The following is a 13530-nucleotide window of genomic DNA, read 5'->3' on the forward strand; positions in this document are numbered from 1 at the left end:
AATCTGGCCGACTTAAAATTCTCACGGAGCAGCATCATGGCGGTGAACTGGCACGGCGTCTACCCGGCGGTGACCACGGAGTTTCACGCGGACCAAGCCCTTGACCTCCCGGCCACGGCGAAGCACATCGATTCGCTCATCAAGTCCGGCGTCCACGGGATGATCGTGCTGGGGACGGTCGGCGAAAATTGTTCGCTGGAATACTCGGAAAAACTCGCCGTTCTGAAGACGGCGAAAGAAGTGATCGCCGGCCGGGTGCCGCTGCTCACGGGGGTCGCGGAATGCACGACGGCCACGGCGTGCAAGTATGCCGTCGATGCCCAAAAAGCCGGAGTGGACGGGCTGATGGTGTTGCCGGCGATGGTTTACAAGCCGGACGGCCGGGAGGTGATGACGCACTTTCGCACGGTCGCGAAAGCCACCAATTTGCCGATCATGATTTACAACAACCCGGTGGCCTACGCGGCCGACATCACGCCGGAGATGTTCAAGGAAATGGCCGACGAGCCAAATTTCGTGGCCATCAAGGAATCCTCCGAAAATGTTCGCCGGATCACGGACATCAAGAATGTCTGCGGCGACCGCTACATCCTCTTCGGCGGCGTGGACGACCTGGCGTTGGAAAGCGCCATGCTCGGGGCCACCGGCTGGGTGTCCGGCTTGGTGAACGCCTTCCCCGAGGAAAACCGGCTGCTGTGGGACCTGGCCAAGGCGGGCAAGTACGAGGAGGCCGTGAAGGTCTACCGGTGGTATACGCCGCTGTTGCACCTCGACACGCTGCCGAAGCTTGTGCAATACATCAAACTGTGCAACGCTGAATGTGGCTTGGGCAGCGAAACAACCCGCGCCCCGCGTCTGCCGATCATCGGCAAGGAACGCGAAGACGTGTTGAAGATCATCCGTGACGCGATCAAAACGCGACCGGGCAAGAAGGCGTAGTTCACCGGCCGCAAACTCTCCCGCCCCTGAAAACGGAGCATCCGCCGATGCGACGGTCAATTCTCTTCTTCCTGTTGTCGGCCACTTTCCCGCTCAACGCGGCCGAACCGGCCGCCGAGTTTTTCGAGCAGGAAATCCGGCCGATCCTCGTCGAGCATTGTCAGGAATGCCACTCGCCGAAGAAGACCAAAGGGGGCCTTCGGCTCATGTCGCGGGCCGAGTTGCTCAAAGGGGGCGACAGCGGCCCGGCGATTGTGCCCGGCAAGCCGAAGGAATCGCTGCTGTTGCAGGCGATCAGTTACCAAGGCGGCGGCGAATTGCGGATGCCCCCCAAGGGCAAACTCCCCGACGCGGCCATCGGCAAGTTGACCAAGTGGGTGGAACAAGGGGCCGTCTGGCCGGACGCCGGGGCTGAAGCTGTCACCGCCAAAACCTTCCAAATCACCGACGAGCAGCGCAAATTCTGGGCATTTCAACCCGTCGTATCCCCGGCGATTCCCCAAGTGAAAAGCCCGGCGTGGTGCAAGACCGACCTTGACCGGTTTATCCTCGCCAAACTGGAAGCCGCCAATCTCGCCCCGGCCGCGACAACGGATAAGCGGACGTTGATACGTCGCGTCACCTTCGACCTGACCGGGCTGCCGCCGACACCGGAGGAGATTCGCCAGTTTTTGGATGATGCCTCGCCGAAGGCGTTTGAGAAAGTCGTTGATCGTTTGCTGGCCTCACCGGCCTACGGCGAACGCTGGGGCCGGCACTGGCTGGATGTGGCCCGCTATGCGGACTCCCGCGATTCACGCGGCACCGGCGGGGACACGGACATCATCGAAGCGTGGCACTACCGCGACTGGGTAATCCGGGCGATGAACAAGGACATCCCCTACGACCAGTTCGTGCGAATGCAAATCGCCGGGGATTTGATGCCGCCGACCGAACCGGGTGGCATTAACGCGGACGGTATCACCGCCACCGGCTTGCTGGCCATCGGCGAATGGGGCACGGGCGATGCGGACAAAGAGAAGATGGTCACCGACATTGTGAACGATCAGGTTGATGTGGTGACGCGGTCATTCCTCGGCTTGACCGTCGGTTGCGCCCGGTGTCACGATCACAAGTTCGACCCGGTAAGCCAAAAGGACTATTACGCTCTCGCCGGCATCTTCTTCAGCAGCAAGATTCTGCCGACGCCGGGACCGAAAACAAACGGCTCCCCCATGCTCCGCACGCCGTTGATCTCCCCGGCCGAGCAAGCGGAACGAACCCGGATCACCAACCAGATCAAGACACTCGAAGGGGCCATTGCCGCCAAAGAGGCTGCTTCCGCGCAAGAAGCGGCTGCCAAACATCTGCCGGAAACCGCCGGGTATTTGCTGGCGGCTTGGGACTATTTGCAAGCCACCAAAAAGCGGCCGCCGCTGGCGGATTATGCCGCGTCGATGAAACTGCGGGCCGACATCTTGGAAAAGTGGCTGGAGATGCTGACACCGCGCGGCTACCAACTGATGGCCAAGGCCGAACGCGATTCCGGCGGCGTGAAGAACTATCACACATGGAAGAACAAGAGTGACTGCCCGAACGCGATGATTAACACGGGCAACGAAGAATTGTCGATCCTCACCTTCCGGTTGCCGCCGAAATCCGTGTGCGTGCATCCGGGGCCAAAGAGCGGCGTCGCCGTTGTTTGGGATTCTCCGGTGGCGACGACCGTGAACATCGCCGGCAAAGTGGCCGACCGCGACGGCACCTGCGGCGACGGCATCGCGTGGAAAGTAGCGGTGAACTCCCGCACGCTGGCCGAGGGGGCCATCAACAACGGCCAAAGCGCTCCGCTTGCCGGTGAGTTGCTGAAGAATGTCATCGTTCAACCGGGCGACCGCATCGAACTTCAGATCCTCCCCAAGGCGGGTTATGAGTGTGACAGCACACTGGTCGAACTCGACATCAGCGAAACAACCGGGAAAGCCCGGTGGAATCTCACTTCGGACGTGCTGGCCAATGACAAGTTGAACCCCGTGCCAGACCAGCAAGGTCATCCGGCCGTCTGGCGATTCATGGACATGGCCGACGCCAAGCAAATTCCCCCGGCGTTCGTATCATTGCCCGCCATTGGCGCTTTGAAGAACCGGGAAGAAGTCGAAACCAAGATCGCCGCGTTCGCCAAAACCTTCAAGGCCGTCGATACCAGCAGTCCCTTCTACCCGAAACCCGGCGAACTTCCGGCTACCCCGGAGGTTCTGACACTCCGGGCCGAACTGGAAGCATTGAAGGCCCGGCCGATGCCGCCCGTCCCGGTGGTGTTGGCCATTCAAGATGGTGGCATTCCGGGGGGCATGTTCCCGGCCGTGCAGGATGTGCCGATTCACATTCGCGGCAGCTACACTCGGCTCGGTGAAAAAGTTCCCCGGCGATTCCCGGAGATTCTGGCCCCGGCGAATCAGAAACCGTTGAGCGAAGTGACCAAGGAAAGCGGCCGCAAAGAATTGGCCGATTTCATCGCCAGTCCGACGAACCCGCTGACGGCTCGTGTGATGGTCAATCGCGTCTGGGCTTGGCACTTTGGCGATGGCTTGGTTCGCACGCCGAGCAACTTCGGCAAACTCGGCGAACGCCCGACCCACCCGGAGCTTTTGGATTATCTGGCTGCCGGATTTGTCGCTGATGGCTGGAGCCTCAAAAAATTGCACAAGCGAATTCTGCTCTCGGCCGTGTATCAGCAATCGGATGTTTGCTCGGAAGAAACCAAAACCAAGGATGCCGACAACCGGTTGTTCAGCCGGGCCAATCTGCGACGATTGGAAGCCGAAGCGATGCGGGACAGCCTGCTGTTTGTAGCAGGTAAACTCGATTCCACCCCCGGCGGGATTTCTTACCCGGATTTCAACACCCCCCGGCGAACCGTGTACCTGCGAACAATCCGCTCGGACAAAAGCAATTTCCAAGCCCTGTTCGACGCGGCCGATCCGGAAACGCCGACGGAGAAACGAACCATCTCCACGGTGGCTCCGCAAGCGTTGTTCCTGATGAATCACCCGTTCGCGCTGGCCCAGGCGAAAGCGTTTGCCGATCGCATCCAAGCCATGCCCGGTGATGATGCGGCGAAGTTGAAAGCGGCTTATGAACGGCTCTACGGCCGCCCGCCGAGCGCCGATGAGGAACGGGTGACGCTCGGTTTTCTCAAGACGGGCAGTTGGGCCGAGTTGTCTCGGGTGTTGATGTGCGCGAACGAATTTGCCTATGTGCGATAAGGCTTAATTCTTCGGGTTGATGACTTCCCAAGAAATTCGCCGGCCGGCGACGAAGCAATCGGAGATGCGGTAATCCATCGGCTTCGGGGCCGGGTCGGCCGGGTCGGCATCGAGGTTTAAGAAGGTGATGCCGTCAAACGTGCCGATGCGGACTTCGCGGATGGCAAAGACGTTCATCGTCGCCCGTTTTTGGAAGCGGTATTCCTCCACATCCCTGACGACAACCGCCAGTTTCACCTTATCGTTGGTTGATCCATCGGTCACGGTGAGGAGCAGTTTTAGAGCTACGCTGTCGGCGGCCGTGTTCCGTAGAGTGAATCGCCGGATCACGCCTCCCTTGAGGCGAAAGCGACGCAAAAAGGCGAGCGTGTTGGATGGAGTGAGTTCGTGCATGGGGACATTATATCGTTGACCGGCCAGTCCATTAAGATGAACCCGATGATTGCCTTCGACCACACCATGCCCGATGCCGCCGGGAACCTCGCCCTCGACGAATCACTGTTGCTCCACGCGGAACAGACCGACACCTTCGAGGGGTTGCGGTTCTGGGAATATCCCGCCCATGCCGTCGTTCTCGGGGCGGGCGGTTCCGTGGCCATTGATGTGAAACGGGAAACCTGTGAACGAGACGGCGTGCCGATCCTGCGACGCTCCAGCGGCGGCGGCACCGTGTTACTCGGGCGGGGTTGTCTGTTATTCAGCCTGATCGTCAACCACCGGCGGGCCGCCGAAATTCGGGATGTGAACGCCTCATACCGTTGGATTCTCGGCCGCGTTAAGGCAGCTCTCTCCTCATTCTCCAACGTGGACCATTCAGGCATCAGCGATCTGGCCATCGACGGCGTCAAGTTTTCCGGCAATGCTCAGCAACGAAAATCACGGGCAATTCTGCATCACGGGACGATTCTGTACGATTTCGATCTTCCCTCCGTGCCCAAATACCTGAACCCGCCGGAACGGATGCCCGAATACCGGCATGGGCGCTCCCACGAGGAATTCGTCCGGAACATTCCGGGAACGCGGGAAGAAATCATGATGCGGCTATCGGAAGTGTTTGAGGCCAATCCCGCCACCTTTCCACTCGAAGCATTGGAAAGCGTGCCGGGACTGGTTGATGAAAAATACGGCCGGGGTGAGTGGAACTTCCGGCGCTGATCGCTCAGCGACCAAACAATTCGCGGAACTTGGCGCGAGTCTGCTCGGCGGCCTGCCGGGAATTCGGATAGGCGAACACCTCGGCCGAAAAATACCCGTCGTAACCCGCTCGCACCACGGCATCGGCAATCGGCCGGAAATCGGTGTGGCCCAGCCCGGCCGGGCGGCGGTTGGAATCGGCGAAGTGGATGTGTCCGATGTGCGTTTCCCCGGCGACGAGGGCATCGGCGAGATTCACTTCTTCGATGTTCATGTGATACAAATCGGCCAATAGTTTCACGTTCGTGGTTTGCAGCGTGTTCAAAAAGCTCACGCCATCGGCGACGGTGCAAAACAGGTTGGTTTCGTAACGGTTGAGCGGTTCATAGAGCAATGGCACGCCCAGTTTCTTCGCCTGTTCGCCCAAGTCATTCAAGGCATCGGCCAGCCAGACAAAAGCCATTTCTTTGGAAACGCTCTCGCCCCAGCGGCCTTGCATGGAGCCAATAATCGCCGGGGCGCCCAGCGCCCCGGCGGCGGCGATCATTTTGGAGATAAACTCACGGGCTTTGGCCCTGATGGTTTCATCAGCATGAGTGAGGGTGAGTTTGTGTTTCACCCAGCCCCCGCCGGTGCCGACGGCGGCGACCGCCAGACCGTGTTTAGTCATTAGGGACCGGACGACATCGGCGGGGATGGCCTCCGGGCCGGGCGGGAAGATCTCCACGGCGTCGTAACCAAGTTCGGCCGCTTGTTTCATGCCGTCTTCGAGGCCGTCCCAGAAAACAAACGGGCCGCCTTTGGCCTCGGGAACCAGACTCACCGTCACGCTGATTTTCACCGGCATTTCATCTCCCAGTCCATATGATTTTGGCATAATGTAGTCGGCCGACGGCGGGATGACCCCGTGGCTGACGGGCATCAGCTAGGTGACACTTTACTTTCCAAGTTCCCGATGCGGTGCGGTATCCCAACACCCCTCCATCTTCGGGAGTCGAAAATCCGTGGACACACCTGTTGAAACTCCGTCGGCCGTGGCGCGCGCCGCCACTCGCCGGTCGCCTATGAAGTCATTTCTCATGCTGCTTCGGCGTGGGCACCTTTATGCGGGCCTGCTCATGCTGCCGTGGGTTCTGCTCTATGGCATCACGGCGTTTCTGTTCAATCACCCCACCGCGTTCAGCGACCAGCAATCCGTGAGTTTCGGCGCCGATGCCCTCCAAGGCACGCCAATGGAGCATATCCCCGCCCCCCGCGAGATTGCGGAACAAGTGGTCGCCGCCCTCCGGGAGCGCAAACCGGAGGCAAAATATGAACTGGCCGTCCCCGACAATGCGAAGTTCAACCGCGAATTTGCCTTCGCCACCGTGAAGACCGATCAACAGGAAATCAGTGTGTTGGTGGAGGCGAACGGCGCCGGCGGGACCATTCGGGCGAAAGCATTGACCCCCGCCAAGCCCATCGAACCGGCGGCTCCGTTTGCGGTCGGGCGGGAACCAAACGCGGCTCCGAAAGGCAAGGGAGGCGGGGACCGGCCGGCGCGGACAGGCGGCGGCGAAGGGCTGAAACTTCCCGAAACCTTGGTTGACCGGATGAAGGCCACCGTGCCTGCCGTGCTGACAAAATCCGGCTTCCCCACCGGGGATGTCACTATCACTTCCGTGCCCGATGTTACCTTCCTGATGAACTCGGACGACAAATTGTGGAAGGTGACTTACAACGCATCGGCCGGAAGCATCAGCGGCAAACTGGCGGACAACGAACCGGCAACTGATCCCCTCTCCACGCGCCGATTCCTCACCCGGTTGCACATGGCCCACGGCTATCCGTCGGAAACAGGCTCCCGCTGGTTCTGGGCCGTGATCGTTGATGCAATGGCGGTGATTATGCTCTTCTGGGGATTGTCCGGCCTGTTCATGTGGTGGCAAATCAAGGCTACCCGGCGGCTGGGGACGGTGATTTTGCTCGTCAGTTTGGTCGCGGCGACACTGATGGGAATTGGCATGCACGAGCAGATTTCAATCACCGGCCGGTGATGATTCCGATTGAAATCGCCGAAGAACGGGGGATGATGCCCTTATCCCTCGTCCTCTCTCTCCTGAAGCACTTTGTTTAGCACATCAAGTTCCACGGGCTTCACCAAGTGAGTGTCGAAGCCCGCTTCGAGGGATCGCCGCCGGTCGTCGTCTTGGCCGTATCCGGTCAGGGCCACCAAGCGAAGTTTCTCGCGAGGAAAGTCTTCCCGCAGCCTTTTCGCCACTTCGTAACCGTTCATTCCCGGCAGGCCGATGTCCATGATCACCAGATCCGGGCGTTCCCGCCGGATCATTTCCTCGGCACTTGGGCCATCGTGGGCAATCATTGTGGAATGCCCCAAGGCTTGCAGAAGGATCGCCATGCTGGCGGCCCCGTCCACATTATCATCCACAACGCAGATCCGCAGGGGAGCCGCCGGGGAAGCGTTCGACTTGGTCGTCTGAGTGTCGATCGCCTCGCGGGAAAGAGGCAGGCTGACAGTGAACGTGCTGCCGGAACCCAAGCCATCGCTGTGGACGGTCACTTTCCCGCCGTGCATTTCCACCAATCGTTTCACCAATGTCAGGCCGATGCCCAAGCCCCCTTGGGAACGGTCAATGGACCGGCTTACCTGCATGAACAGTTCAAACACTTGGTTCAATTGTTCGCGGGAAATCCCCACCCCGGTGTCGCAAACTTCCATGATCGCCCGGTCGTTCTCGACACGCGCATTCACGATGATGCGGCCGCCCGGTTCGGTGTATTTGATGGCGTTGTTCAACAGGTTGACAAACACCTGTTCCAACCGGGTGGGATCGGCGGCGACGATGATCGGCGTCTTGGGGTAACTGGCCGTCAACACGTGCCCGACCGCCTCGGCTTGCGGACGGACGGATTCAACGGCTTCGGCGATGACGGCGCGGAGATCGAGAAACTCCGTCCGCAGGGTGATCTTGCCCCGGCCAATGCGAGAGACATCCAGTAGGTCGTCGATCAATCGCCCCAAATGTCTTACCTGGCGCTCCATCATTTCGCAGGCCGTGGCGAGATAGTCGGGATTGTTTCCTTTCCGAAGGATTTGCAAAGAATTGGACACCGGAGCCAGCGGGTTTCGCAATTCGTGGGCCAGCATCGCCAGAAACTCGTTCTTGCGCCGGTCTGTCTCTTCAAGTTCCTCCAAAGCCCGTTTTTCGCGGTCCACATTGCCGAAGACAATCACCGCGCCAACCGGGTCCGGATTGCCGTCCCGGATCGGGCTACCGCTCACGCGAATCCAGCACCGACGGCCGTCGGATCGTTGAAACTGATATTCCGCGTTGCGAACAATCTCACCCTTCAAGGCGCGGGCTAGGGAGTATTCGGAGTATTCCAGCCGCCGGCCGTCACCGTGATAGGCGACCAATTCGCGATACTCCTCCAAGCGAGTCGCTTTCGGGGCATAACCAAGGATTTCCTCGGCCATCGGATTCACAAAGGTAATCTTGCCGGAGGGAGCCTCGGCCACGATCACGCCGACGGGGGCGGTATCCAGCACCGTTCTGAGGCGCCGGCGCTCATGTTCAATCTGCACACCAAGGCGAGTCCGTTCGGCCTCGGCCAGCCGCCGTTCCGTCACGTCCTGCACCACGCCGGACAAACGAACGGGCACGCCCCGATAATCCTTTTCCACCCGGCCGCGGGCAATCACCCATACCGTATGTCCTGTTGCCGTTTTTAGCCGGTAGTCCGATTCAAAACGCCCTCCGGTCCTCACGGACAGATTAATTACCTCCGAAACCCGGTCAATGTCATCCGGGTGAATGGCTTTGAGAAAAACGCCGAGTTCGCCCCCTTGAGCTTCTTCGTCGCTTACGCCGAAAAGTCTGGCCAGATTGGCGTCGGCGAAGACCCGATTGTTCGGGATGTCCCAGACCCAAGTGGCGATCGCCCCGGCTTCCAAGGCTGAGTCCAGCCGGGAGCGGGCGTCCCGCAGGTCGTCCTCGGCCTGCCGACGGTCGTGAATGTCAATCACCGAGCCGACGTAGCCAAGAAACTCCCCCGACTCGGAGAATCGCGGAGCGCCGGCGTCGATCATCCAACGGTAAGTCCCGTCGCTTCGCCGTAGGCGATATTCCATGCGGAAGCCCTCTCGCCGGGCGTGGGCGGCCATGTAGCTCTCGGCGGCCAGTCGTTTGTCGTCTGGATGGGTGGCTTGCAGCCAGCCGAATTTGAGGGCCTCTTCGGTCGATTGTCCGGTGAAGTCATACCAGTTTCGGTTCAGATAGGTACAACTCCCCTCCTCGTCCGTCACCCACACCATCACGGGAGAATGGTCCGCCATATGGCGGAATCGCACTTCGCTTTCGCGCAGCCGGTCTTGGGCGGCCTGCAACGCCTCGGCCGTGCGGGCTTGTTCGCGGCGGATGTGAGCCTCCAACAAAGCCCGCTCCACGGCCGGAATCAGCCGGTTGAGCCGTTGTTTCAACACATAATCCGTCGCCCCGCTCTTGAGCGTTTCGATGGCGTTTTCTTCGCCGACGACGCCGGACACGAAAATGAACGGTGTCTCCGGACGCAACTCCTGGGCGATCTTCAGCGCATCCGGCCCGGTGATGGTGGGAAGCTGATAATCGCACAGAATCAGATCGAACTCTTCCCGTGCGAGCGCGGCCACGTAGTCGTCGCGGTTGGTCACGACGAGCAACGAGTGCGACACCGAAGACTTGGCGAGCCGGACGCGGACAATCTCCGCGTCCAGTTCGCTGTCCTCCAGGTAGATAATCCGGGCTGATTCAACGGAATTCATGGGAACAACATCAGTCCAAAGGTTACGGGGCGGCACGACGAGTTACTTCTTGATGACAGGTTTCACGCTGCCCACCGGCGGTTCGTTCAAAACCGCCCAGAACACGCCGAGATCTTGAATGGCCGAGATAAACTCTCGAAAAGCCACCGGTTTGACCACATAGGCATTCACCCCCATGTCGTAACTCTTTCTCAAGTCCGGCTCTTCTCGTGAAGACGTGAGCATGACCACGGGCACGGATCTCAATTCTTTGTCCGCGCGCACCTGCTCCAGCACTTGCAGGCCGTCCACTTTCGGCATCTTCAAATCCAAGAGAATCACGGCGGGGTGCCCATGCTCCCGGTTTTCGTAAGGGCCGCGACGGAAGAGGTAATCGAGCGCTTCCTCGCCATCCCGAACGACGACCACTTCATTTGCCAGATTGCTCTTGGCCAGAGCCACCAGAGTCAGTTCCAAATCCTTGGGATTGTCTTCCGCAAGCAAGATTGGTTTCAACATGATATTTCTCCCACGTCAGGTCGTTGTCCTTGGCAACGAAAAGTAAAAAACGGCCCCTTGGCCCACAATCGCCTCCGCCCAGGTGCGGCCGCCGTGCCGGGAAATCACCCGCCGCACGTTGGCCAGGCCGATGCCGGTTCCTTCGTATTCCTCAACGCGGTGCAAGCGTTGGAAGATGCCGAAGAGCTTGTCCACATATCGCATGTCAAAGCCGATCCCGTTGTCCCGGACGGCGATAATAGTCTCCTTGCCTTCCTCGTGGCCGGTGATTTCGATGATCGCTTCTTCCCGGTCTCGCGAATATTTGACGGCGTTTTCCATCAGATTTTGCATCGCCATCCGAAGCATCGTTTGATCGCCTCGAACAGGTGGCAACGGCTCGATCTTCCAAGTGATTCGCCGCTCGGAGTCCGGCGCAATCAACTGGCGGCGAATTTCCTCGACGAGTTTGTTCAGGTCCACTTTGGTGCGGACAACTTCCATCCGCCCCATTCGGGAGAAGGCCAGCAGTTTGTCCACCAGCATGCCCGCGAACTCGCTGGACTCGATGATGGTGCGGATATACCGCTGATCGGTCTCCGTCAGCCGGTCTGAAACCGAATCCTTCAGCATCTCCGCGTAGCCCACGACATGGCGCAACGGCGCGCGCAAATCGTGGGAGACGGAATACGAAAACGATTCCAATTCCGAGTTACTGCGGGTGAGTTCAGCCGTCAGATCGGCCATTTCCTCGGCCTTCCGAAGCACGACACCGACGATGGCGTTTCGCAGTTCGATGGCCGCCTCAACCTCGGCCTCCCGCCAAGAAAGCGATTTGCCGCGCACGGTTTCCTTCCACATCTCGAAGGATTGTCGCGGGCTAATGCGTTCGCCGCCTGGCGCGGGCGTCATGGATTTGGCGGGGTCGCCGGCCCAATTCACCGTGCGGACCACCTCGGGCCGGAACCACATCACATAGCCCGCATGCAGTTTCGAGACGCCAATCGCCAGCAATCCGCTGGCGGTACTGCCGAACTCCCCGGCCGGCGGAAACACCGTCGCCAGCGACTCGGAGTGAAACACTTCCGTGTGTCCGCCGGCAAACAACCAGTTCGCCAGTTCGCGGATTTGCTCTTTCGTCGGCGTTTCCCCCACCACTTCGCAAAACGATTCGGAAACCACGGCGGCCCCGCCGGCATCGACGAAACTCAACAATTCATGGGCATTTTCCAGCAATCCGCGAACGTAGTCCCCGCGCCCGGCCATCACGGCCAGGAGTTTGGAGAACAAGGCCCGCACCTCGACCCGACGCTCCAGTTCTTGCGTCCGTTCAAGTGCGGACAGCCGCAACGCGAACGCCTTGGCAAACAGGTCGCACGACCGGCGAATCGTGAAGGGAATTCGCCGGGGCGTCGCATGATGCCCGGAGATCAGGCCCCACAACTGTCCGTCCCGCAAAATGGAAACGGACATGCTGGCAATCGTCCGCATGTTCCGCATGTATTCCAAATGCACCGGCGACACGCTGCGGAGGATCGCATGGGTGAGATCCAACGGCTCGGTGAACGGCCGCTCGGCCAACACGCCAACCGCTTGATAATCAACATCCGGAATGATCCGCACATGGCTGACCCGATACAGTTCTCTCGCCTGCCGGGGAATATCCGAGGCGGGAAACCGCAGACCCAGATAGGAAGGAAGATTCTCATTCCTATCCTCCCCCAAGACGGTGCCGTTGCCTTCCTCGTCGAACAGATAAACCAAGATCCGGTCGAAACCAGTCAGTCGGCGCGCCTCGGCGGCCGTTTGGTTGGACAGTTCCGCCAGCGTTTTGGCCGTCTCCAATTGCCCCAACAAACTTTCCAGCGCGGAATGTGTTTCCGGGAATTCCTCCGTGACAATGGATTCAAATTCCAGAATGATCTTGCCATTGTTCCGATGGGCGATCAGGTCGTATTTTTTCTCCTGTCCGGATGGTCCGAGCCGGACCGTTTCCAAGCACTCTGGCCGTTCTCCCGAAACCAACCGGCGCAACCGGCCGGACAGATGGCGAACCCCTTCCTCGCCGATTACTCCAGCCAACGGGCCACCCAACAGGTCAGCCGTCGGGCTTCCCGTGATGGTGTGCAGGTTTTCGCTGGCCTGTCGCACGGTGAAATCCTTGAAATCCACGGCCAATAAAACACCCTGCGGCTGAATACGGCCGGGAATGTGAATCGGTTCCCGGTCGCAGGACATCAGGTCCGGCGGTTCGGTCGTGTCAGTCGAATTCATGACGCCTGTTCCCTCAGCCAGCTGGCGAACAACCCGAACGTCTCCACGGCCGAAGAGATGGCCTTGGATTCATCCGAGGTGGTGGAGGCTGATTGACCGAGTGATATGCAAAACGCGTTCCACATTTTACCAATTTCTGAGCCATAGCTGGAAAAGAAGGCCACGCCGGTGTTTACGTTCAGTCCCAGCGTGGATTCGAGCTGCCGCCGGATCATCTGGCCTCCCAAGGTTGCGCCCTCCAGCACGTACCAACATCCCATCGCGTTTGGCAGAGAGTCCGTCGTCGGCAACCGCTCGCAACGTGGCAAGGCGGCGATCTCTTCGCCGGTCATTCCCAACCACAGCAAGTCGGCATGGATTTTGTGGGCTTTGAGGCGCGGAGCCGGATCAAAATGGACCGTTTCATACCCGGTGATTGCCGCCAACCGCTGTTCCAGTGGCTCGTAGAAACCCAGAAAGCGTTGAAGCAATCGCCGGTAGGCATCCCGGGAATGAAGTTGCCCGATGATGTCGGCCGACCCTTCCAATCGATCATGGATGGGTCTGGTGGCAGTCCGAATGGCGTCGAGGATCATGTTGTTTTTCGGATAAGGCGAGGGGACAGAAGGCACATGAGAGGGATTTATATGGGGTGGCGGAAGTTGAATTCCAACTTCGGAA

General features: G+C 59.6%; 10 protein-coding genes. 4 read left to right on the forward strand and 6 right to left on the reverse strand.

Going from position 1 to position 13530, the window contains the following annotated elements; all coding sequences use genetic code 11:
* Window positions 1-36: 36 nt before the first annotated feature.
* On the forward strand, window positions 37-939 hold the full coding sequence (locus BGIM_RS0117915; protein WP_020471117.1) for a dihydrodipicolinate synthase family protein: 903 nt from the start codon (window positions 37-39) through the stop codon (window positions 937-939).
* A gap of 47 nt (window positions 940-986) precedes the next feature.
* Window positions 987-4184, forward strand: a complete 3198-nt coding sequence (locus BGIM_RS0117920) for a PSD1 and planctomycete cytochrome C domain-containing protein (RefSeq protein ID WP_020471118.1) — start codon at window positions 987-989, stop codon at window positions 4182-4184.
* Between the two features lie 3 nt (window positions 4185-4187).
* On the opposite strand, the gene BGIM_RS0117925 is transcribed toward BGIM_RS0117920, so the two are convergent.
* Complete coding sequence (locus tag BGIM_RS0117925; protein ID WP_020471119.1) at window positions 4188-4577, reverse strand: hypothetical protein; 390 nt, start codon at window positions 4575-4577, stop codon at window positions 4188-4190.
* A 45-nt stretch (window positions 4578-4622) separates the two neighbouring features.
* Between BGIM_RS0117925 and BGIM_RS0117930 the strand changes: the two genes are divergently transcribed.
* Entirely contained in the window at window positions 4623-5339 is a 717-nt protein-coding gene (locus BGIM_RS0117930) for a lipoate--protein ligase family protein (RefSeq protein ID WP_040889652.1), read from the forward strand.
* 4 nt (window positions 5340-5343) lie between these two features.
* On the opposite strand, the gene BGIM_RS0117935 is transcribed toward BGIM_RS0117930, so the two are convergent.
* A complete protein-coding gene (locus BGIM_RS0117935; protein WP_029630150.1) occupies window positions 5344-6165 on the reverse strand; it encodes a sugar phosphate isomerase/epimerase family protein in 822 nt (273 codons plus the stop codon).
* Between the two features lie 232 nt (window positions 6166-6397).
* Here BGIM_RS0117935 and BGIM_RS0117940 point away from each other — a divergent pair, with 232 nt between their 5' ends.
* A complete protein-coding gene (locus tag BGIM_RS0117940; protein ID WP_020471122.1) occupies window positions 6398-7354 on the forward strand; it encodes a PepSY domain-containing protein in 957 nt (318 codons plus the stop codon).
* 41 nt (window positions 7355-7395) lie between these two features.
* Here the strand turns inward: BGIM_RS0117940 and BGIM_RS57760 are convergent, their stop codons facing one another.
* The 4 genes from BGIM_RS57760 to BGIM_RS51065 are packed head-to-tail and all read right to left on the reverse strand — an operon-like array spanning window position 7396 to window position 13445.
* Window positions 7396-10119 (reverse strand): PAS domain S-box protein, encoded by a 2724-nt coding sequence (locus BGIM_RS57760; RefSeq protein ID WP_020471123.1) that lies wholly within the window; start codon window positions 10117-10119, stop codon window positions 7396-7398.
* Between the two features lie 42 nt (window positions 10120-10161).
* On the reverse strand, window positions 10162-10617 hold the full coding sequence (locus BGIM_RS0117950; protein WP_020471124.1) for a response regulator: 456 nt from the start codon (window positions 10615-10617) through the stop codon (window positions 10162-10164).
* A gap of 15 nt (window positions 10618-10632) precedes the next feature.
* On the reverse strand, window positions 10633-12870 hold the full coding sequence (locus tag BGIM_RS0117955) for an ATP-binding protein (RefSeq protein WP_020471125.1): 2238 nt from the start codon (window positions 12868-12870) through the stop codon (window positions 10633-10635).
* The gene (locus BGIM_RS51065; RefSeq protein ID WP_020471126.1) at window positions 12867-13445 is read right to left on the reverse strand and encodes a biliverdin-producing heme oxygenase; all 579 of its coding nucleotides are present in this window, start codon (window positions 13443-13445) and stop codon (window positions 12867-12869) included. The genes BGIM_RS0117955 and BGIM_RS51065 overlap by 4 nt, the downstream gene beginning before the upstream one ends.
* Window positions 13446-13530 lie beyond the last annotated feature (85 nt).

The sequence above is a fragment of the Zavarzinella formosa DSM 19928 genome, assembly GCF_000255705.1.
Taxonomy (GTDB): Bacteria; Planctomycetota; Planctomycetia; order Gemmatales; family Gemmataceae; genus Zavarzinella; species Zavarzinella formosa.